At 54.2% G+C, this 21,687-nt stretch carries 13 protein-coding genes and 1 pseudogene; 6 read left to right on the top strand and 8 right to left on the bottom strand.

Annotated features, from left to right (window positions below; genetic code table 11):
- Window positions 1-20: 20 nt before the first annotated feature.
- The gene (locus DPQ64_RS20020) at window positions 21-623 is read right to left on the bottom strand and encodes a helix-turn-helix domain-containing protein (RefSeq protein ID WP_232820555.1); all 603 of its coding nucleotides are present in this window, start codon (window positions 621-623) and stop codon (window positions 21-23) included.
- 101 nt (window positions 624-724) lie between these two features.
- Between DPQ64_RS20020 and DPQ64_RS19575 the strand changes: the two are divergent.
- Window positions 725-874, top strand: a pseudogene (locus DPQ64_RS19575) (SOS response-associated peptidase); the annotation flags it as partial.
- 345 nt (window positions 875-1,219) lie between these two features.
- Here DPQ64_RS19575 and DPQ64_RS10380 read toward each other — a convergent pair.
- From DPQ64_RS10380 to DPQ64_RS10370, 3 genes are all read right to left on the bottom strand, one after another.
- Complete coding sequence (locus DPQ64_RS10380; protein ID WP_157971663.1) at window positions 1,220-2,962, bottom strand: hypothetical protein; 1,743 nt, start codon at window positions 2,960-2,962, stop codon at window positions 1,220-1,222.
- Window positions 2,963-2,976: 14 nt separating this feature from the next.
- Window positions 2,977-4,053, bottom strand: a complete 1,077-nt coding sequence (locus tag DPQ64_RS10375) for a nucleoid-associated protein (RefSeq protein WP_115864266.1) — start codon at window positions 4,051-4,053, stop codon at window positions 2,977-2,979.
- Window positions 4,054-4,398: 345 nt separating this feature from the next.
- A complete protein-coding gene (locus DPQ64_RS10370; protein ID WP_115864265.1) occupies window positions 4,399-5,427 on the bottom strand; it encodes a Cdc6/Cdc18 family protein in 1,029 nt (342 codons plus the stop codon).
- A 443-nt stretch (window positions 5,428-5,870) separates the two neighbouring features.
- Here DPQ64_RS10370 and DPQ64_RS10365 point away from each other — a divergent pair, with 443 nt between their 5' ends.
- Window positions 5,871-6,842, top strand: coding sequence for a competence protein CoiA family protein (locus tag DPQ64_RS10365; protein ID WP_232820554.1), 972 nt, complete (start codon window positions 5,871-5,873; stop codon window positions 6,840-6,842).
- A 6-nt stretch (window positions 6,843-6,848) separates the two neighbouring features.
- Here the strand turns inward: DPQ64_RS10365 and DPQ64_RS10360 are convergent, their stop codons facing one another.
- Entirely contained in the window at window positions 6,849-8,615 is a 1,767-nt protein-coding gene (locus DPQ64_RS10360) for a DUF262 domain-containing protein (protein WP_115864264.1), read from the bottom strand.
- 284 nt (window positions 8,616-8,899) lie between these two features.
- Here DPQ64_RS10360 and DPQ64_RS10350 point away from each other — a divergent pair, with 284 nt between their 5' ends.
- From DPQ64_RS10350 to DPQ64_RS10335, 4 genes are read left to right on the top strand one after another with little or no spacing between them, the layout of a single operon-like run.
- Complete coding sequence (locus tag DPQ64_RS10350; RefSeq protein ID WP_115864263.1) at window positions 8,900-9,091, top strand: hypothetical protein; 192 nt, start codon at window positions 8,900-8,902, stop codon at window positions 9,089-9,091.
- A gap of 3 nt (window positions 9,092-9,094) precedes the next feature.
- Window positions 9,095-13,225 carry a class I SAM-dependent DNA methyltransferase gene (locus DPQ64_RS10345; protein ID WP_115864262.1) on the top strand — a complete coding sequence of 1,377 codons (4,131 nt, stop codon included), beginning with the start codon at window positions 9,095-9,097 and terminating at the stop codon, window positions 13,223-13,225.
- Entirely contained in the window at window positions 13,222-16,188 is a 2,967-nt protein-coding gene (locus DPQ64_RS10340; protein WP_115864261.1) for a DEAD/DEAH box helicase, read from the top strand. The genes DPQ64_RS10345 and DPQ64_RS10340 overlap by 4 nt, the downstream gene beginning before the upstream one ends.
- Window positions 16,189-16,737, top strand: coding sequence for a TATA-box-binding protein (locus DPQ64_RS10335; protein ID WP_115864260.1), 549 nt, complete (start codon window positions 16,189-16,191; stop codon window positions 16,735-16,737). It begins immediately after the preceding gene.
- A gap of 147 nt (window positions 16,738-16,884) precedes the next feature.
- On the opposite strand, the gene DPQ64_RS10330 is transcribed toward DPQ64_RS10335, so the two are convergent.
- From DPQ64_RS10330 to DPQ64_RS10320, 3 genes are all read right to left on the bottom strand, one after another.
- Window positions 16,885-17,223 carry a hypothetical protein gene (locus DPQ64_RS10330; protein ID WP_115864259.1) on the bottom strand — a complete coding sequence of 113 codons (339 nt, stop codon included), beginning with the start codon at window positions 17,221-17,223 and terminating at the stop codon, window positions 16,885-16,887.
- Between the two features lie 1,071 nt (window positions 17,224-18,294).
- Window positions 18,295-18,702, bottom strand: a complete 408-nt coding sequence (locus DPQ64_RS19910; protein ID WP_115864258.1) for an MBL fold metallo-hydrolase — start codon at window positions 18,700-18,702, stop codon at window positions 18,295-18,297.
- Window positions 18,703-18,775: 73 nt separating this feature from the next.
- The gene (locus tag DPQ64_RS10320) at window positions 18,776-21,673 is read right to left on the bottom strand and encodes a DEAD/DEAH box helicase (RefSeq protein ID WP_198662090.1); all 2,898 of its coding nucleotides are present in this window, start codon (window positions 21,671-21,673) and stop codon (window positions 18,776-18,778) included.
- Window positions 21,674-21,687 lie beyond the last annotated feature (14 nt).

Genomic DNA, 21,687 nt, shown 5'->3' with positions numbered 1-21,687 from the left:
AGTGGACACTTCACTGCAATTCAAAGGTCAGCCCCACAGTCGGGACAGTAGCTCGGATCCGGATACGGACTGAGGTCGGAACCGCATTCGGAACATCGTTTATTTTCACTGGTGCTTGTTCCCTGCTCTTCTGCCGCAGACTGAGACGAACTCCCCTCTACATTCTCAAACTCCCACTCAATCTTCTCAATCAAATCAGATTCCGTTGTAGACTGCTTGGATGCCTCCTCACCGTCAGACTCTGGCAATGGATCCAGATGACTAAACAGTTCCCGCAACGTGGATGCTTTTGGATTCACATCCTGTCGTTCAATCCGAGAAATAAGCGGCTGCGAAACATCCGCGACCTCAGCTAACTCACCCTGGGTATATCCAGTTCGTTTCCGTGCGTCCTTCAAAACAGAGGGCATCGATATCTTGACCTCTTCTTCTTCCAACTCTGAGGTCGAGCTATTGAGCACCGAAACCACACTATAGAGCGTATCTATAGTCGGATCAACATCTTCTCCCTCTATTCGAGCAATCAGCGGTTGAGACACCCCTGCACGCTCAGCAAGTTCGGACTGAGTCAACCCTTTGTTCTCACGCGCCGACCTGATATCCTCTCCCGTCGGTATCTGCATACCCCGATTTGGCACCAAGGCAGAATAATTCTTCAGGACTACTTCTGTCAATCCTGATTACCAGCCGAAGAGTCTGTATGGGTCACCTTAGGTAGGAATCCACCCGCAAGGAACTGTGCCAACCGTACCCGAAGGACGATCTGGACGCCTACGAGATCTCGACGCGAGTTAACAACCCTGGCAACGACGATCCCCAAGTCATCGAGCCGCTGGACAACGAGCAATCGGGCCTCGGCGAGTTCAGTTCCTGATAGCTGACGGGGTCACCGTTACTGCATCGGCGACGCCGCTGCCGAATCGACGAGCGAGTACTCTCGATCCCGACTCGTCCCCTCCGTCTTGAGGAGGTTCTACCGGATGTTGAGGCGACTCTCCTTGGTGCTTGACTCTGGGGCCATTCACTGCTCCATCTTCGAGAGATACGTTCGGATCGTCCGTTTCTCCCCGCGTAAACATTCCCCCACTCCCCCACGGGATAGACTTCCGTCCGCTACGTGTCACAACACGAAAAGCGCGGTACGCGGTCCCTTTCGTGCATTATAGAAGAAGGGTATCGTGATCCATTGTTTAAGATATTGGCTGAAGGAAGAATTCTGCTACGGTGGGAACCAACCTGCGAGGTCGCACACGTGGATGTCGACTAACCCCAATACAGTTCCAACTAGTATCACCCCTACCAATAGGTAGTAAACGAACAGGTCGTATGCGATAGTATATTCGAACTCGAACTTACCACGAGTCCACTCTATGCAGTCGAAGAACCACTGAAATCGAATATCGTCCACGTTAGCCTTCAGCTGGTATTCTTCTTTCTCGTCCTCGTTGAAGAACTTGCCATAGAAGTTCACTGCGGAGCTTCTATCCTCAACCAGCATATCCAACTGGTGGTGAATTCCCCTTACTCTCCGAAGGACTACCAAGCCGTATATGAATATTAACGAAAGGAGAATCGTGAAGACGGTATTCGAATCGACCGACTCTGGAAGCCTGTAATATACTGTTGCACCGATTACGAGTATGAATGCGATAGTCCTGAAGATGTCTCTCGACAAGCTGTTGATCAACTGAGAGCGGAGGTCAGAGAATCTACTGTTGGTCTCGAAAGCACTGTCGATCAACTCTTGACGAAACTCAAAGAAGTCGTCCGTGGTCTGCTCAACGTAGTACTTGTAGTTCGATTTAATAGAGCCATGAATCTCGCTTATATTCCCAATCACGTCCGACAGATCCTGAGCGAAAAGAGTGGTAACGTTTCTGACTATCGGTAGCCGTGTCTCTGGCTCGTTTCCTTTGATATACGCCCATTCGAATAGGGACTGAAAGTCCTCGATATCCAAATCTCCTATCTGGAACGTTGTCTCTGATTGGTCAGCATCACGAACCAGAATCTCATCTGAAGAGGCTTGGATACGACCCTGAATTAATTGCTTCCCGCTAATCTGGAGCTCCCACATACCATCATCCTGCTGGGCACTACTGGTGATGGAGAGGATCGAGAACAAGATAGCATGGTTTTCGAATAGAGCCACAACCCGTTCTTCCTCACTCGTGGCAGGCTCCGAGTCGAATTTGAAGAACGAGGGTGGAAGATACACCGACGATACGTTCTCGATGAGTGATTGTGTTGCGACAGAAGTAACGATATCCTCCCAGGTACTTCGACGACTCGTTATCCACTCCGATAGCTGGTCTACCGTACCGAGTCCTGTAACTGCAAAGTCGTCACTGCACATCATTGAGTCGAACTCATGAATCACGAAAGCCAGCCTATCCCCGTCATCAAGATATTTTTCTCTGAAGTTCTCAGGCGACACGTTCGAGATACGTCTCTCGAAAAAATCGAATGAGAAGTAGAACTGTAGGCTCAGGTCCTCGAAGTTATACTCCTCCTCCAGCTTCCGCACGATTCCTCGCTTCTCGATTCCAAAGTCAACAGTGAGTTCTATATCTTCTCGAGGAATCAGAACCTCTAATGCATCTATTAAATCGTGTACACTTCGAAGACGGTCATTTGATAGACTTCGAATGGCATCCTCAGTTGCCTCGTCATCGTCGTACAAGTCGCTGATATCGTATCCGTCACCAGAAGTGGGATCTGACTGGATAATGCCGAGGTTCGGATCCCAGTCCACATCGTATCGATCTTCTCCAGCATCAACGTCTATCTCGAAGGAACCAGGATCAAACGACTCTGATAGCGTCTCAACATCCTCAATTAGCTCAGGTATCTGATCTTTTTCAATTTGAGTCGAATCTATAGCATATCTGCTATTCTGTTCTGTCGAAAATTCGCCCCACTCTTCCAAGAACGTCGAAATAGCAGAATCTAATTCGAGCATTGAATCCCACGACTCTATCCTTGGAAGTCTTGGTCGAGTTCGTCCCCACGGATGGTAACGACGTACTCTCCGTCTTCGTGTTCAGGTCGCTGTATATCTATTTTGTCCCCATCCGCATCAGACATCTTTGCCTTGATTTTTATTCCGTCGATATCATACACGACGTACTTCGTGGTATTGTTTGGGTCAATCTGAACTTCGGTCTCACCTTCCTCGTAGAGCATTTCATCCACTTCACCCTCGTCGTAGTCTTCGCCAAGTGCTTGTTCCGCTGCTTCGTGGACAGTACCACTGTCCGCTACGCCGTCCGTGCCTTGGATGGTAGTTCTGGCATCCTGTACTTCATCAGGACCGAGCACAGTATCGTCTTGTTCCTGCTTGATTTCAGATAGTCCGTTCAGGATGGTCTGACTTTGCTCCCGACTCCCGCTGCTCGTTACGCACCCCATAAATTCCTCGAAGTATTCAGAGTCAGAGTCTTCCTGAAGGAACTTCACGTCTCCATCCAAATTGAACACATTGTCGTCGCTGAGGGGATCAAATATAGGGTATGTACAGCCTTTCTGGAGGTCATCTGTAGGAGGAAATGCGTTCTCAATCTCCTCATATTCTAACTGTCTGGTGTCTCGATCTAGTATCGGTCGTTCCTCACTTTCCACGACATCCAGCTTGAGAATGCCAACAAACGGCTCACCATCGTTCACAGCCTGGATTGTAAACAGATACCCTCTGGAGGTACGACCGTCCATGTGAGTGATTAGTCGGTTCTTCAGAGATTCGGATAAATCCTCGAACTCAGTATAATCAGAGCTATCCTCGTCATCCAAATCCAGATCCAGAATTCTATCTAAACGTTCCTGAGTTTGGTCTCCCGCATCGCTATCTCCATCAGTACCGTTAGAAAAATGCCCAACCGTTACTTTGCCATTGTCCTCTTTGTTGATCACACGAGTTAGATAACCGACGAAGATTCCCATGACCCGGTCATCAATATCGACTGTTCGAGTGCTCACCACCCAATCATCGTCATTTCCAGATTCAATCTCGTTTGATACAGGCGAGAAAGCGACTGCGTTGATATTAATGACCATATGTGGATCTCCTGCTGATCGGTTTTAGGATATTCGATGTCTTGACTACAATGCATTTATTTCTTGTGTTGTTCCTTACTTTTGCGAGTTTGAATCTGGCCGCCTCTACTGGTTTGATCCTGAGATCCCAATCGTCAACTGGATAATGTCATTTGGGGTTATAACCCGGTCTATTCTGTATGTGGTTTAATACCTGTGCTGAGTGTAACGAGCACAAATACATGGAAGAGGGCGGCTAATGCCGATTCTCTATTCAGCACGACCGATGAAATCTATCACCAATTGAGGGTTTTAATAAGGCCCCCCATTTTTACGCGCAACTCGACCAATCAGTTCCTTAACCAGCTACTCAGCGAGTGTGGGAGATGGGTTGTCGATTGCTGTGTATTCCCGATCTCGGCTGGACCCGTCTGCTTCAAGGAGGTTGTATTGAGTCATCTTTGACAGATATGCCCGAACAGTCCGTTTCGTCCGCGGATCATCGACGTCCTCGGAATAGCGTTCGTGGATCTCGCTCGGCCCGACCGGGCCGTGCTCGCGAACAATATCGTAGACGACGCGCTGGTGCGGTGTGAGAGAATCGAGGCTCTTCTGCTTGATCTGGGCCCGGGCATCCTCGGCGGCGTCTAGGAGAATGTCGTCGGTGATGCGCTCGTGGTTCTCACGATCCGCCTTGCCGGCGGCCGTTCGGAGGATGCCGATAGCGAGGCGGGCGTCGCCGGCGGCCGCGTCGGCGATCCGGTAGAGTTGGTCGTCGGTGATGACGTCCTCGTCGAGCCCCCACTTCGCGCGAACACTCAGGATGTCGTACAGCTGCTCGTCGTGGTACTTGTCCATCCGGACGTGCTCGCTGGAGCGCAGGCGGCTCACGAGGCGGTCGTCGACCCGGCTGAACAGCTCCTCTTCCTTGTTCGCGATGCAGATGATTGCGAACTGCGGGAGGCTGTGGAGGTCGTAGATGACGCTGGGGTCTTCGAGCTGGTCGACCTCGTCGAGGATGACGACGGTTCGTGGGCCGTCATGCTGCTGGAGGCGATCGACGAGTTCGTCGTGCGGCGTCGACTGTCGGTGGATGTCGATAGTGGCGCCGAGGTCGTCGAGGATCTGGTAGAGCGTCCGGAATCGGGTATAGTTGCGCCAGCAGTTGACGTAGGTGGTCTCGACGTCGAGGACCTCTTCGCGGAGCCGTTCGGTGACGAATTTCGAGATGCAGGTCTTGCCAGCGCCGCTGGGTCCGGTGACGATGGCTGTGTCGGCGGGTTCACCGTTCGTGATTGGCTCGAGGACGCTGGAGAGGTGGTTGACCTCGGCGTCGCGATGCTCAACTTCCCGAGGAACGAACCCGGCGCGAAGAACGCGAGCATCGCGAATCATCTGTCTCTGACAGACTGATTTCGGGTCAGGTTATAAAAGCCTGACCGGGTTGTTTCCGGAAATTCCCATAATAGTACCATCTTGAGCATCCAACCTACGCTGTATCCCGATTTGTGTTCGCAGAAAGTCGAGACTTCCGGAAACTCATCTCTCACTACTTATTGACACTAAGTGGGTGATTCTCTTCGATCTCCGAACGACAGGATGCCGGAGAAATAGTCATTATGATCGAGTGACAAGGAAGTTCAATACACACATCGACTCCGATGCCATATCTTGGAGTTCTAAACGGAACACGGGTAATCCCACCACAAGTAGCCGACGGTACGACTGTTACTTGTCCTGCGTGCGACCAACCGATGGCCGTTGTACGGTCTCACGAACGAGGTTCTGCTTTCATTTCCCGTCATTTTCGGCACCACGAACAGGAGGGTCGTTCTGAGATGGGCCAAACTGCAGGTCAGGCAACCTTTGCTGATCTTGTAGATGTCGGCGAGTGCCCTGGTGAATCGGACGAACATATGAAAATGAAGTCCATTGCGTATGCTCGATTGGAGCACGATTTCCCCGATGCGACAGTTGAGCTTGAATCCGGTATCGACGGCCGAATTGCGGATGTCCTGCTCACATTTGACACTCCCCGAGAGCCCTATGGAAGGGGTATCGCGATAGAGGCTCAGTATCGGAATCAGGGCAAAGATGTCGAGGCAGTTACTGACCACTATCTACAGCGTGACTATAGCGTTGCGTGGCTTGATGAAGATGATTTCTCAGAGTACGATGTTGATTTCTCCGGAATACTGTCCGTCTGGCCCTATGCGCTTCCGTCGCGGTCTGATATGGAAGGGTACCCGGAAGTCATCAGATGGCTCTGGCAAGAGAAATCGCCCTCTGTTTCGGTAGAGGTCCCTATACCCGGAGAATATTGGGTTTCGCTCGATAAGTCGGATGAATGGGTGACCGTTGCTCAACAAGATCTCCGACGGAAGGGGCGCGCTTGGGCGACTGTTTCTCGCTCACCAACGGGTCAGCTAACTCTTCAGCTTGGAAAGAAGGACTGGGGCTGGGACGGAGATACCCACTGTGTCACCGTTCAGCTTGAAGAATCGGATACCGAGGAACTCCGATCATTCACCGATAACTTGGAACGGCTGGCATTTGGGTCGGATCGTCCGACTGAGGCAGATCGGGAACGCCCTTGGCATGATTTGACAACGGCTTGGTTCGCCGGCTCCCCCCGTGTTACCTCCTGGCTCTCAGCTTCCCTCTCCCCCGATGATGACGTAGTCCTCTCGTTAGGAAAGAAACATCCGAAGGAAACCGATCGCGTTAGTGTGCAAATTGACGAAACTGCGACTCGGGCTCTAAATGAGCTCACTGATCTCCTTGAGAGGGCTTTCGAATTGGAAGCTTAATTGTGGTTAGAACGGTTGGTTCTCGAGAATGTGCTCCATAATGAGCTGCTCCCGGGCATCCACGAATTCCTCAAAGGTCATCTCCTTGGCGTCCTCCGGGATATGGTGAGTCTGCTTGTAGTCGTCCGTTCGGGAGTTCATCCAGTCCTCGAAGTCGTCATCGGATTTCATCTTGTTCGTCTTGTCGATCAGCAATTGGAGGTTCCCCACTCGGTTGGCATCTGCCTCCTCCGGGAGGACCGACTTCGGGATAATGTGGTCGATATCGTAGTCTTTGCCTCGGGCCGGTTCATCGGGATAGTGCGACAGCTGGAGGAGGAACTCGATATCGCGTTTGCCGTACTGAAGCTCCTCGAAAAGCGTGGTCAACTTTTCTTCGGTGAAACGGAGGGACGTCCCGTAACTCGACGCCACTTCATCACTAATCCGCTCAAGTGGGAATTCCGAGGTCTCCTCTTCTCGGATAACGTCCCGGACGAGATCGGCGATCTGGTTCGATGATTGGCTGGTGAATCCATTGAGCCGGGCCGCACAGATGTAGTAGAGAATGTCACGGCGCCGCCCGCGACCCTTGATGGAGGTCGAATCGAGCGAGGGGTTCTCGTTCTGGTAGAGGTAGTAGGCGATAGGCGTGTAGAGGGCGGGACTGAGGATGTAGGTCACCGTTGGATAGTAGCTGTTCAGGAGTTCAGCGAGTTGCTCCATCGTGTTCGGGAACGTATCTGAAAGCCAGATCTCCTTCAGATTCCGCAGAAGGGCGAGTGTGTAGTTGTCGAACCGATACTGGATCTCGTTGCCGTTGATCGCGAGCAGTACCTTCTGGATATGCTTCGTAGCAAAGGGCGCGTTTCCGCCGTCGATGATTCCGTTCAGTTCGTCGACCATCGAGTGAACCTCGTCACGTGCGTTGATCTCTGGGGGTTCCTGTTGCCAGCTACTGGTCATCAAGGAAAGGAGGATTTCGGCGCGATTCGGTGTCACTCCACCTTGATTGATCCGAACGAAGACGTCGCGAACACGGGCGATGTCGTTCTCGTCTTCGGTGAAGAAGTGGAGTTTCTCGTCCTTGTGGACCGCTCGATAGAGGTCCTCGAAATTGCGCTGGGCGTTGAGAATCAGACTATCCGAGTTCTCTATCTCCGGGTGTTCTCCGATCAGCTCTTGAATCTCGCTCTCGATTTCCTGGCGCTCTGCATAGAAATCGTCGTTGTCCGAAATGGACATAATCCGGTTGACCGGATACCAATAGACATTCGCAGTCGCCGACTGCTCGGACCGGAAGGAGAAATCGTACTTATTGCCAAGTTCCGAGTCTGCTGTCTGCGGGTCCGAGAGGAGGTTGAGATAGAGGCGCTTCTGGACCCACGAACTGGCCTTGTTTCGGGGATGATTGTGTTTCCGCTCGTAGAACGATCCGGTGAGGCCGATATTGAGCGCGGTCAGCCGCTGCTGACCGTCGAGAACAAGCTTCACCGGTGAAGGGAGTGGATCTTCGGAATTGTGCGGGGGGTTTCGATGGGTTGGCGTTGTGAGTGATTGGGGGAAGTTCGGTTCGTCGACGTAGTGGGTGACGAACCGATATTTGGGCTGAGCTTGAGCTTCCTCCGCAGAAAGATTCCACTGGAGAAGCGCCCCGATTGGATAGTCCCGTAGTAGGGAATCAAACAGATCGACGATATCGCTCGTTTCCCAGACGAACTCGCGCTGAATCGCTGGTAAGAGATAAGAATAATTTATGTTTTCCACGACCTCAGCGATCCGCTTGGTTTCCATATCCGACCTGTGGTGTGCAGGTTTTATATATCTACATAGACCGACTCCATGGGCGTCGCGGAACAGTTGTTGAAATCATTTCTGACGATGCGGGGGCTGTAACCGACGATGAACGTGAGGGGTATCTCTTTCGCGTCGAATTTGATGATAGCGAAACTGTTGATGTGCGCTGGCGTGATCTCCGGCCTGTTGATACGATTTCGGTGCTCCTATTCGTATCAAACAGGACAAGATAGTCTAAGTAAAGACTATATAATGGGGGTCAGTTGGACAAAGCATCGCGAATGACTCGAAAAACAATCGCCCGGAATTCAGGCAATTCCGGGCGGGTGAATATCTCGGGTTCTGAGCTCGAAATGCTCGAAGCCGGAATCGGCGACGATGTCAACGTCGACGTTGCCGATACGAAGGAAGTCGCTCACGCTATCATCGACAGCAAGGACACGGATCGGTTCTTTATCGTCACTCCACTATAACGTATGCAAACGGCACTCACCTACCGGACGAACCGCGACCTGTTCTCGAACTACTACCTGGACGAGCACCTCCCCGAAACCGAGGCGTGGGACGAGCTTAGCGACGACGAACTCCGCGAGGCGAAAGCGGACATCATGGACCTGTGGGAGCGGGAGAAGGAAACTGCTCCCAAGCGCAACGAGTCCCAGCTCGAGGAGAAGTTCATCCGGCCGATGTTCCGGAAGCTGGGTATCCCCTTCGAGGTCGAAGAAAGCACCAGCCGGACCCAGCGCCGTCCCGACTATGGCTTCTTCGAGACCGAGGACGCCGCACGCGGTGCGTTCGAGCGCCGCGAGGAAGGTGGCGATTTCTACAAGGACGCCGTCGCCGTCGCGGACGCCAAGCGCTGGGGTCGGCCACTCGACACCCGTGGGAGTGGGGAACACGAGCGGGACTTCGAGAACCCGAGCTACCAGATTCACGTCTATCTACAGGAGACGCCGGCGCGGTGGGCCGTCCTCACTGACGGGAAGAAGTGGCGGCTCTACTACGGTCCGACGAGCCATCGCCTCGACTCCTACTACGAGATCGACCTGCCGACCGTCCTCGAAAAGGGGGATCTTGAGGACTTCAAATACTTCTACCTCTTCTTCAGGCACGGCGCATTCCTCGAGGACTCCAGCGGCGAGTGCTTCCTCGATGAAGTCTACGACGAGTCCAACGTCTTCGCTCAGGAGTTGGGAGAGGACCTCCAGGACAACATCTACGAGGCGATCAAGGTGCTCTCGGAGGGATTCATGCAGTACCCGGACAACGACCTCTCTGAAGAGGATCTCGACCTCATTCACGACAGTTCGCTCATCTACCTTTACCGGCTCATCTTCGTGCTCTACGCAGAGAGTGAGGGTCGTGACCTGCTCGATACGAACAACGAGATCTACGAGGAATCCTACAGTCTGAATACACTCAAGCAGGACGTCGCTGAAGAACTCGACAGCCCGAATCCGAAGTATCGCGACTGGCAAGACAACCTCTGGGACCGACTGGAAGAGCTGTTCAAACTCATTGACCAGGGGAGTAAGTCCCGCGGTATCCCGGAGGAGGACCTCTACATCCCGGCGTACAACGGTGGGCTGTTCAGAACCGATCCCGACGAAGACGACAGCGTCGAAGCCCAGTTCCTCGCGAACCACCAGGTGGGCGACGCGTACCTCGCTGAGGTAATCGAACTGCTCACCCGGAGTCAGAACGGCAACGGCGGAGGGAAGATCTTCGTCGACTACTCGTCGCTGGACGTCCGCCACCTCGGGAGCATCTACGAAGGGCTTCTCGAGTATCAGCTCGACGTCGCCGACGAACCGCTCGCTCTGGAGGACGGTGAGTACGTCCCCGCCGACGAGGGTGACGAGGTGATCGTCGAGAAGGGAGAGGTTCACCTTACGACTGGGTCTGGCGAACGGAAGGCGACGGGCTCATACTACACGCCGGAGTACGTCGTTGAGTACATCGTCGAAGAGACGCTGGAACCGCTCGTCACTGACATCCGGAACGACCTGATGGCACAGAGTGCCCGAGGTGAGCGTGGCTTTGCAGCGGAATTCGCAGAGCGCATCTTCGATCTAAAGATCCTCGACCCCGCGATGGGAAGTGGCCATTTCCTGACGAGTGCTATCGACTACTTGGCCCGTGAGATCATCGACGCTCAAGAAAAGCAGGCCGCACAGCAGGGCATCGAGACCGTCGACGAAGAGCACGACATCAACTGGGCCCGCCGGCAGGTCGCCCAGCGCTGTATCTACGGCGTCGACCTGAACCCACTCGCTGTCGAGCTCGCGAAAGTGTCGCTCTGGCTTCGGACGCTCGCGGCTGAACAGCCGCTCGCGTTCCTGGACCACCACCTGAAGACGGGGAATTCGTTGGTCGGGAGCGACATCGAGGAAATAGAGGAACTGGAGTCCGATGCTGGTGGTGACGGGCAGAACGCGACACTCGCTGACTTCGGTGTGGCTCGGAAGGGGACCATCGAACAGCTAATGCGGATTTATCAGGACTTCATCGCCATCGAGAATCAGGACCTCGCTGATGTCAAGGAGATGGAGGCCAAGTACGACGAGTTCGAGCGGAACAAGCTTCGGCAGCGGCTTGAAGCGATGACGAATGTCCACACTGCCGAAGAATTTGGTCTGGATAATCTCCCATCCGATGCCTATCAACGTATGGCTGCGGCCTTGGAAGATGATGAAAAGTGGGCCGCAATCGAGGGTCTACAGTGGTTCGAAGACGCTCAAAAATGGGCAGATGAGAATGATTACTTCCACTGGAAGCTGGAGTATCCGGAGGTCTTCTACGACGAGGACGGGAACAAGGTATCTGACCCCGGATTTGATGCAGTTATTGGGAACCCTCCGTACGTCCGGATGGAACAAATCAAACCGCTAAAGCCGTTCCTCTCTGCCAGATACGAGGTTCATGATAGTCGTGTTGACCTATATGCCTACTTCTTAGAACGTAGCCTTGAGCTCTGTTCTTCGAAATATGGGGTTATCGTCTCAAACAAGTGGATGCGTGCTCAGTACGGCGAAAACCTTCGAAGTCTCCTTACTGGATATCAGGTTGAACAAATTCTTGATTTCGGAGATCTGGAAGTCTTCCCAGGCATTTCGACATACCCTGCTATCCTTATAGTAGATACACAACAGGAGTTTACTGACGATGTTAGCGTAGCGCAATTCGAAGATCTGGAGTTCACCGATTTGTCTGACGAGTATGATCACATTTCGATTCAGCTGTCAGCGGAATACTTTGGTGAAGGTAAATGGTCAATGGGTTCAGTGGAGGAAGAGCGAGTCAAAAGGATCTTAGATGGACGGTCTGATTCTCTTTCTGAATTTATCACTAACTCATTAGACATTTCAGGTGCCTCAGATGGAATTGGATGGGGGATTAAGACTGGAGGGAATGATGCGTTTATAATCGATGAGGGAACCCGTAGGGAGCTAATTGACAAGGATCCTCGCTCAGAGGAGATCATCAAACCACTCCTCAAGGGTAAAGACCTTGAGAAATATCGTATTGACTTCCAGAATCGATATCTAATATATGCAAAGCAAGGGATCCAGATTGATGATTATCCTGCTATCAAGAGCCATCTAGAGCAATACAAGGAGCAGATCGGTAGTACTGCGACCGATGAAGAGTGGTATGAATTGATGCAGGATCAAGCTGAGTATGAGAGGTTCTTCGAAAACGGGAAGATTTGCTATCCCGATATTTCGAAAGAGTGTAGTTTTGCGATGGACGATGAGGGCTTCTATCTAGCAAACACTTGTTATTTCATTCCGTCCGACTCATACGCCCTACTTGCAGTTCTTAACTCCACGCCAATCAACTGGTACTACCAATTCGTCACTTCTGAGTACCGGGGTGGGTATCAACGTTCATTCACCCATGCGATCAAGAACCTCCCAATCCCGTCTAATCTACTCAAAAGTGATTCAGAAAATGAGTTGTCGAAACTCGCCAAGGAAATCACGGCTACGAACCAGCAGCTAGGCGAACTGAATCTCTCACTCCTAGATTATATCGAACCATACGAGGACGGTCCCAGCCTTGCTGAGCTTCCCTCCTATCAGCCTCCATCTGAAGTGTCTAATACGATTCTATCCGAAACTTCGGAATCGAGAGACAATTTACGGGTGGGCTCTGTCCGGGTTGAGGAAGAGCGCTCAAAGCTGGTTGTGCTGGTTAGTGCCCGGTACAAACCTGAAAACGAGGATGAGTATGAGACTGATCGATGGGGTTACACTGAAACAGATTTCATTCCTGCGATAGAATTCATCGGAATGGATGATCAGACACAAGCTCTGGCTACTGAATTCATTGAATATGCTGTTGATGAGGCGGACGGATTCGCTAACTTCCGCGAAAATGCTACCACGACGAAATCCCTGATTGACCGTTTAGAAGCTCTTACTCTCCCCAGGATTGACGATATTGAGGATGATCTCAATCGATATCTGAATCGGAAAGAACAAGCTGAGGAGTTAAGTGCCAAAATTGAACGTCTCAGCCGTCAGATCGATTCAATAGTCTATAATCTGTTCAATTTGGAAGAAGATGATATAGCAGTGGTTGAGTCTACCTTAGAAGAATGACTAAATTTGAAGTCGGCGATCATGTCAAGTTCGCCGGCGGGCGTGGAGAGATTACGAAAATCGAGGAACGGCCCAACGACGGTCACCTCCTCCACGTCTACACCTCGGAGGGCCAGCTCCGCAAACTCCCTAGTGGCCTCCCTCACATCGAGAAACTCGATTCGCTCGTCGACCGCCTCGCGGCCGGCCAATCCGACGCCCCACTCCACTATGACTTTCGAGAGCGCGCGATTCGACTCGATCTCGCCTACAAATACGACCGCTTTCTCTCCCTGACCAGCAACCGCATCGAGATCGAACCGTACCAGGTACAGGCCGCCTATGAGATCCTCAACTCCTACGACCACCGCTACCTCATCGGCGACGAGGTCGGCCTCGGGAAGACCATCGAAGCCGGCATCGTCATCGAAGAGCTCATCGCCCGCGACCGCGCCGACCGGGTGCTCATCGTCGCGCCGGCCCCGCTGACCGTCCAGTGGCAGGAGGAGATGCGCGAGAAGTTCGACCGCAACTTTGTCATCTACGACCGCGAGACGGTTCGTACACACCGGAAGTCCCACCCCAACCAGAACGTCTGGAAGCAAGAGGACCTCATCATCACCTCCATCGACTTCGCGAAGCAGACCACCGACGACCCCGAGTCGGACCGCGTCTCTGTCCTCGATGCCCTCCAGAATCTCGACGAGGAGTGGGACGTCGCGGTCTTCGACGAGGCTCATCACCTCACAGCTCGCCGGTCGAGCGACGACTCAATCGAGCGGACACAGCGGTATCAGGTCGGTGAGGCCGTCGCCGACAACTCCGATGCGCTGCTGCTGCTCACCGGGACCCCGCACAAGGGGAAATCAGACCAGTTCTACTTCCTCGTGAGCCTGCTCGACCCGTATCGCTTCAGCCACGAGTCGCAGATCAGTCCTGAGGCGCTTGAGGACCTGATGATCCGCCGGCTGAAGGATGATATGTACGAGACCGACGGGACCCGAATGTTCCCCGAGAAGAACATCGAGGCGCTCCCGGTCGAGATGACTCGCGAGGAGCGGAAGCTGTACGACGATGTCACCGAGTACATCCGCGAGTACTACAACCTCGCCCAGCAGGAGGAGAACCAGGCGGCGGGGTTCACGATGGTCATCTACCAGAAGCGGCTGGTCTCGAGTATCTACGCGATCCGGAAGTCCCTCGAAAACCGGATGCGGGCCATTCAGAACGACGCCGTGGCCGAAGACCTTCCCGACGAGGTTCAGGACCTCATTCCGCGGTATAGTACCGAACCCGAGACGCTGACCGACGCAGAACGCGCTCGGGTCGAGGAGGCGCTTGAGACGGTCACGATTACGCTCAATCAGTCGCAAGTCCAGCAGGAACTGGACCGCGTGAAACAGCTCTGGCAGCAGGCCAAGAACATCGAGACGGACTCGAAAGCCCGATTGCTCCGGCAGTTCGTCGACCGTATTCTCTCAGAGGACCCCGACGAGAAAATCCTGATCTTCACCGAATACACGGACACGCTAGAGTATCTACGTGACGAGGTCTTCGCTGACCACGACGTCGCGCAGGTATACGGCGACCTCGAGCAGTCCCGTCGACGGGAAGAGATGAGCAAATTCGAGGAGGAGGCCAACCTGATGCTCGCGACCGACGCCGCCCAGGAGGGACTCAACCTCCAGTTCGCCCACATCATGGTGAACTACGACCTCCCGTGGAATCCCATCCGGATCGACCAGCGGATGGGGCGGCTCCACCGCTACGGCCAGGAGCACACGGTCGAGATTCGCAACCTCTTCTTCGCCGATACCCGCGAGAGCGAGATCCTCAACCTGCTCATCGAGAAGACGAACCAGATCGAGTCGGACCTCGGGATGCGCTCGGATGTTCTCGGTCGCGTCCTCGAGGACGTCGACTTGGACGAGACGATCATGGCGGCTATCGCTGAAGGGGAGCCAACCGAACGTGTCGTCGCCGATATCGAGGCGACCATCGAGGAGAAACGCGAAGCGATTCAGACTGTCGAAAACGAGTTCCTGATTCGCGATCGCTTCGACCTCTCCGGCGAGGACGACGAGATTCTCGATGTGATCGAACGCAGTCAACACGGCGAGGTGTCTGAGGACGATATCGAGACGCTCGTGCGAGTGTTCTTCGACGAATTCGGCGGCTCTATCAAGGGTGTTCGACCCGGACCGGCGCGGATGGAAGGTGACGTGTTCCAGTTGGACGTCCCTGAGGTCTTGAGTGGAAATCAGGTGGCACGACAGTACCCACGGGCCACGTTCACCAAGGATATCGCGATGAAGGCGGATGATGTCGAGTTCATCTCGCTTGACCATCCTCTCGTCGAGTCGCTCATCGAATTCTGCCTAGACAGCGACCGAATCCAGGGTGAAATTGCGACGAAGGTCGCTGCGACGGCGTCTCGAACGCCTGGCATCCTGTTCAATTACCGCCTTGGCTACGTCTCCGGTGCCGGGGATGTGGTGACCGAGAAGTTCGTACGCCTCTATGCTGGCCCGGATGGCAGTGTAACGACGGATGTTCCGGAACTCTCGAAAACGGCCGCTCCCGACGATATCTCATCGTCTCACGAGGTTGATCGGCTCTCGAGTATGGCTGAGAACCTCTACGAGGCTGCAGAGATGGAGGCGTGGGCGCACGTTGAGTCGTTTGCAGAAGAGGCCCGAACCGAACGAGAACGGGAGATCGAAATCAAACGCGAGCACGCTGAGCGATACTTCGAAGAACAAATCGAAGAGTGGGAAGAGCGGTTAGAGCAGTACCAACAGCGGGCTGAGCAGGGTGCGGATATGTCCGCGCCGATTGGGAACGCAAAGCAGAAGCTCGAGAGTCTGCGACGAGAACGTGAAGAGGAGCTGTCCCGGCTTGAGGAAGAGAAACACGTCACGCCGCAGGAACCAGACCTCGTGACTGCGGCGTTCGTTGTGTCACCGTCGTCTGGAGGGGACTAAATGGTCGAGATCGCGAACGCCGTTGGCTCGGGCGACGTCGGTGTCGAACTGGACATTGCGGAAGTCGAAGCTGATCTCCCAGTTCCGTACACCGAATACGATCCCGAGAACTACCACGGTCTCTACGTACGGCTCGTCGAGGATGGGCCACTCATTACCCTCTACCGGAGTGGCAAGTACATCATCAGCGGATGCTCCAGCTTCGATGAATTACACGAGACAAACCGTGCGTTCCTGCAAACCCTAGCCGAGCTGGACATCATCAATACATCCATCGAGACCGGGTTCACCGTCCAGAACGTCGTCTGTACGGGAGAGTTGCAGCGATCGGTGAACCTCAATGCGCTGTCGATCGGGCTGGGACTAGAAGCAGTCGAGTACGAACCTGAGCAGTTCCCTGGTCTCATCTATCGGCCGCCGGACTTCCCAGCCGTGCTGTTAGTCTTCGCGAATGGTAATGCCGTTATCACTGGCGCAGCAGATGTGGAGACTGCGGAGGAGGCATTCGACCACCTTCAGACAAAGGTGGAGGGCCTTCTCGCCGACTAATCTTACCAAAATATAGCCAAGGAATATAGCCGAATCGTTTGGTAAGATGCGGCGAGTGATCTCCAGCTGACAACGTCTCCAAAAAGAGGCGAGACACCACCTCAGTCAACGAGAACCGACCGACTGATCCCGGCGACTCTGCTCGACCTAATTTTCTTTAGATTGGTCATCAGAGACCTCAACGATTTTGAGTTTGACATCTTGTTGGTGGCTAAGCGAGAGGTCCTGATCGGCAAGTACATCTGAGTTTACGCGGAACAAGACGAGATCTTCCTGCCGCAGAACGGTGCTGGAGATTGTGTTCCCGTCGTCTGAATCTATCTGGGCGGGGAGGCTGCTGATGTCTGCTTCAATATCGTCGATCCGACCCTCTAACGTGTCGATTCCGCTCGTGACGGTCTCCTCCGTCGGGATCGTATCTCTGATATCGTCCAGTACAGCTTCAAGTGCATCCAGTCGTTCGGTGATGTCCGTCCAGAGTTCCATATCAATCGACGGTGGTTGATTCGAATCCTCGGCATCGGAATGGACACCAGGCGATTCCTGTTCTTCCTCTCCACTCGCTGATTCATCGCTTGTGGCTGTTGGATTGACTGTATCGACTCATAGCGGTCTTTGAATTGGGTAATTTCGACGCCCTCTGGCGACAGTTCTGGGGATTGCCGTGTCATGGAGACCGTTGGGAGCTCATCGATAGGGCGGTCGATCAGGAGGCGAGAGCCACTCTGCTGGTAATTTCGCCGCCGAATTCTGCTTGCGGTCCCGTCATCCACCCAATGTGAAGCCGGCCAGTCACCGTCATCATAGAGGATGTGGGCCTGCGTATCGTCGTTGCTCCAGTGAAACAGATTATCGAAGTTCGCCCCGATTTCCTTGCCGTGCTCCGGTCGGACGTGTTTTAGAATCAGGTGCCGAGGAAGGTTTTCTTCAACGGTGTTGATGAATTGTTGCTTGGTCGGGTGGTTTGCGAGTTCGGCGTAGTGCTTGGTACACTCACCATCATTAACAGCCTCTACGCCTGAGGTCGAGAGCTGGACGAAGACGGCGTCTGGATCGTCCTTGATTACCCCGTAAAGACGGGCGATGCTTCCTTGTGTCGGAGCCTCGGGCCCGGCGATAGTGATCGCACCGGAGGCAAGTACCTCGTCGGTGTGTTCGAACTGAGGATGAACAGAGACGAAGGGGACATCGTAATCGAGCGTAGTGTAGAGCTTCGCTGCTTGGCCAGCGAGGTGGATCGGAAGTTGACGGTCAATCTCGTCGAGGACATGTCCAAGGAGGTATGCATGTGAACTCCGGTCAGGGCACTTGCCGCGACAAGTGTCGTGGCACCACTGAGTCCCCGTTCGAGGAGGACTTCGAGTGCATCGTTGAGCTTGTCTTCGAAGTGTGGCGAAGTAGCGGCGTTCGCGATCATAATATCAATATCGATCGATTCGGGGATCGTCAAGCTAGGATACCCCCCGACTGGTCGAGTTGTGAAGTCACCCGTCGTGAGTACTGTCACGGTTTCATTGTTCTGTAGATCATCGATTCGGAAGAGAAAGCCGGCTGCGCCTAGCGTGTGCCCTGCAGGCACCGGGAGGACAAACACACCATCATTGAGGGATGTCCAAGTATGATCGGAGTCAGTGCTTCTGTGATGTGGATGACATCGCCGAGGTCTTGGTACCGATCGGCCTCAGTGTAGACATCTTCAAACATAGTCGCCGTTCCAGGTGACGTATAGAGTTGCGTATCGGAAGCTGTCGAGAGAATTTGACTGAGGCTTGCATAGTGGTCGGTATGGGCGTGCGTTAGGAAGACGCCATCCAACTCGGCATCCGTGTCCAAAAACGCTGTAGAAGAGACACTTTCGCCAGCATCAATAAGATAGCTGTAGGTATCGTCATCCCGTGTAGACACATGCAGGAGTGTTGATTCGTGCCCTGCGAGAGAATTCGTGTGTTGAAACGAGATCTCCATTCGTTCCAGAGGTGTTTGCGTCCTCCCTAAAAATAGGTGGTTGAGAAATTTCAGCAGCTACCAATATAATGTGTCAATCCCCCTCATTCATGAATTCCTCGAAGGTTTCGGGAACCTCCTCGTCCTCCGTCTGTTCTTCGTAGTCAAGCGAGTCGGCCTCGAGAACTCCAAGAAAGACCGGCCCCTCATCGGAGACGGTGATCATGTGGTCGGCATCATTGATGATGATGCGACCGCCGCCGCGGAGGCGGTGGACGTACTCAGCCACTTCTTCGACTTCCGGAGTCGTGATATACTGACGGCCATCGGCTGTGTCACGAAACGGACGTCCCTGCGTGTCGACGCTCACAGTCCGCCCACGACGAGGCCCCTCATATGGATCCCCACGTTCGAGGTCGGACGGATCGGGGATCTCCGGTTGCTGATACACAGAGACGTCCGGTTCGTGTTCCTTCGAAGGACCCTCCAGTTCGCCCTTGATGATTTCGTCGCTGGTCTCCCACTTGTAGTAGTGATGGGTACCGCCGATTTCGGCCTCCCAGTCGACTTCCTCGAAGATTCGTTCGTCAACTGTATCCTGGGCATAGAGCACGTATAGCGTCGAAGGCTTGTCCGGAGCGTGTCCGGTTCGTAGGATGCGCCCGAGTGTCTGGATGCGATCACGGACATTTCCAGACGAGACACGAATAATCCCGACATCTGCCGAGGGGACGTCAACCCCTTCCTTGAGAGCCTGGACACTCAGCATCACGTTCGCAAACCCTTCGTCCCGGAACCATTCGATCCCCCACTCGTTCCACTCCGAATTGCGGTGCCCGGAGTGGTACATCACGGGTGCGTAATCGCGACGGAAAAACAGGTTTTCGAGGTCGCGATTGATATCGTCGAGTTCGTCCTCGTACTGCTGGTAGAGACTCGCCCGTTCGCTCTCCTTCGAGCCATACTTGCCCGTTTGGGTCTTCTCATCCCGCTGATCATACGGGGCGACCATCTGCTCCAGGTGTTTGATTCGTTCCTGGAATACGATCGTCTTCTTGTCCTCTTCGATTGCGTCCTCGAGGAGGCGGTGCGTGATCGCTTGTCGGGAGACCGCCTCGGCGATCAGCTCACGCCGCCGTTTCGTGTACTCGAAGAAGTCGGCAATCGCCGGCGTCGGCGAGTCCGTCGACTCGCGAATCGTCTGTAGATTCTGTGAATAGTTCCCCCGCAATTCGGCGAGTCGGTGGCCGTGGCGCGCTTCGATATCCCGAACGGCAGATGACACCTTCTTCGAGAACTGTTCGTAGGTGTGACGTTCGGCCGGCGTTAACTCGAAACCGACGTAGTTGATGGTGAACTCGGAGATGAGGCCGCGGTCAACCCCCTCGTCGTAACTCAGCCTGTAGAAAAGCGAGCCCAAGTTCTCGAGGAGGAACTCGTCGTCGTCGGTGAGTTCGTCGTTCTCCGGATCGATCGTCGACAGCGGGGTCGCAGACAGCCCCATCGTCGCTGTGTTGGGATATTCGAGGACTTTCGAGTGGACGTCCCCCGTATACCGGTGGCACTCATCGGCAACCAAGAGGTGCTCATCGGTATCGGCAGCGTCGAGCGACCGGGCCAGGAAATCGTCCTTGACGGCGGAGTTGACGATGCTCACGATGATGCGACGGTCACTATGATCGTCCTTGTGACCACCGCCAGCCCAGCCGATCTCCGACGGAGGGACGTTCAATTTCTCGAGGAATTCGCGGAGCCACTGGTGCATCAACACCTTCGTCGGCACAACAACCGTGACGACGCCGTCGGGATGCTTGTCCAGCCACTCGTCGATAGCACCAAGCGCCATCACCGTTTTACCGGCCCCCGTCACCACCTGCGCGATACCGCGTTCAGATGGGCTGGCCTCGTTGTCGAACCACGTGTCAATCGCTTCAGACTGCCAGTCGTAAAGCGAAAATCCAGCAGGGAACGTGTACGGTTCTCTCTCCTCGTCAAACGCATTTCTGACGTCCCGGCGGGAGATACCGGGGCTCGCCGCTGAGAGGAGGTCCTTGGCTTCCGCCTCGGTCTCGGCAGCGAGGATGTCCTCGAGTGTCTCGGCATAGAGTCCAGCGAGATCGCGGCCGTCGATATCATCGAATTTCGCTTTGATTTGTTCGCTGAGGGTGTCTCGAATGCGTTCATCCTCCTGGTATTCTTCGGACAGATGAATCTGGGGATGAGCCACGTCGCTCTCACGCGACGTCTCACGAACATAGTCGTCGAGGAAGCGGTTGTACAGGCTGCGGTGCCGTCCCCACCCACCGGACTCCCGGTACATGTAGTACTTTACGAGCGCCTGTTTGATGTCAGCAGCTGGGACATCGAACGTCGGGCCTCGATGATGGATCCACCGTTCGAGGTTGTGGAAGATGTCGACATCCCGCCACCGACCCTCGTAGGTGCTCGATCTGGGGCCAGGAACGTAGCCGTCGTCGGTTTCCCGGAGCGCACCGAGCTGGGTTAACAGTTCCGGATAGCCGCGTATCCCAGCATCGTTGTACTCGTATCCAAACTCGTCGGTCAGCCGTTCACGAATCTCTCCCGCTTGTAACGGCCGATCAGCGTGTCGAACGACGTAATGCGCATCCCGGAGCCCCTCAATTCCTTCCGGATAATTACCCCGGAGAACCCAGCTCTGTTTGATGCCACGCCAGAGGAACTCCGTATACTCGATGTCGCCGTCGTGGAACCGGCGCGCGAACTCCCAGACGGTGATCTTATCGTCGCGTTCTCTGAGGACACCCATCTGGATGAACGTCGACAGCGTTCGTTCGATGTAACTCGGCGAATACCGGCTGCCGTCTGGTTTGCGCAAGCGCTCACGACAGCGCTCCTCGAACTGATCTCGAGTGAGTTCGTCGTCGTTCTCGATAGCGATCTCTACCAGTGTCGGTACCCATTCCGGTCCGCGTTCAATCCCGAAGATCGGTGTTGGAAAACGCCGTCCCATGATGTTAGTCGGCA

The sequence above is a fragment of the Halorussus litoreus genome (assembly GCF_003382685.1).
GTDB classification, from domain to species: domain Archaea; phylum Halobacteriota; class Halobacteria; order Halobacteriales; family Haladaptataceae; genus Halorussus; species Halorussus litoreus.
Note: the sequence above shows the minus strand (reverse complement) of the source record. Positions and strands in the feature narration are given on the sequence as shown.

Bases quoted from the DNA above. Each gene is read 5' to 3' on its own strand.
- DPQ64_RS10380 (WP_157971663.1), bottom strand. From the start codon at position 2,962: ATGCTCGAATTAGATTCTGCTATTTCGACGTTCTTGGAAGAGTGGGGC.
- DPQ64_RS10345 (WP_115864262.1), top strand. From the start codon at position 9,095: ATGCAAACGGCACTCACCTACCGGACGAACCGCGACCTGTTCTCGAAC.
- DPQ64_RS10360 (WP_115864264.1), bottom strand. From the start codon at position 8,615: ATGGAAACCAAGCGGATCGCTGAGGTCGTGGAAAACATAAATTATTCT.
- DPQ64_RS10365 (WP_232820554.1), top strand. From the start codon at position 5,871: ATGGGCCAAACTGCAGGTCAGGCAACCTTTGCTGATCTTGTAGATGTC.
- DPQ64_RS20020 (WP_232820555.1), bottom strand. From the start codon at position 623: ATGCAGATACCGACGGGAGAGGATATCAGGTCGGCGCGTGAGAACAAA.
- DPQ64_RS10375 (WP_115864266.1), bottom strand. From the start codon at position 4,053: ATGGTCATTAATATCAACGCAGTCGCTTTCTCGCCTGTATCAAACGAG.
- DPQ64_RS10330 (WP_115864259.1), bottom strand. From the start codon at position 17,223: ATGGAACTCTGGACGGACATCACCGAACGACTGGATGCACTTGAAGCT.
- DPQ64_RS19910 (WP_115864258.1), bottom strand. From the start codon at position 18,702: ATGGAGATCTCGTTTCAACACACGAATTCTCTCGCAGGGCACGAATCA.
- DPQ64_RS10350 (WP_115864263.1), top strand. From the start codon at position 8,900: ATGACTCGAAAAACAATCGCCCGGAATTCAGGCAATTCCGGGCGGGTG.
- DPQ64_RS10370 (WP_115864265.1), bottom strand. From the start codon at position 5,427: ATGATTCGCGATGCTCGCGTTCTTCGCGCCGGGTTCGTTCCTCGGGAA.
- DPQ64_RS10320 (WP_198662090.1), bottom strand. From the start codon at position 21,673: ATGGGACGGCGTTTTCCAACACCGATCTTCGGGATTGAACGCGGACCG.
- DPQ64_RS10340 (WP_115864261.1), top strand. From the start codon at position 13,222: ATGACTAAATTTGAAGTCGGCGATCATGTCAAGTTCGCCGGCGGGCGT.
- DPQ64_RS10335 (WP_115864260.1), top strand. From the start codon at position 16,189: ATGGTCGAGATCGCGAACGCCGTTGGCTCGGGCGACGTCGGTGTCGAA.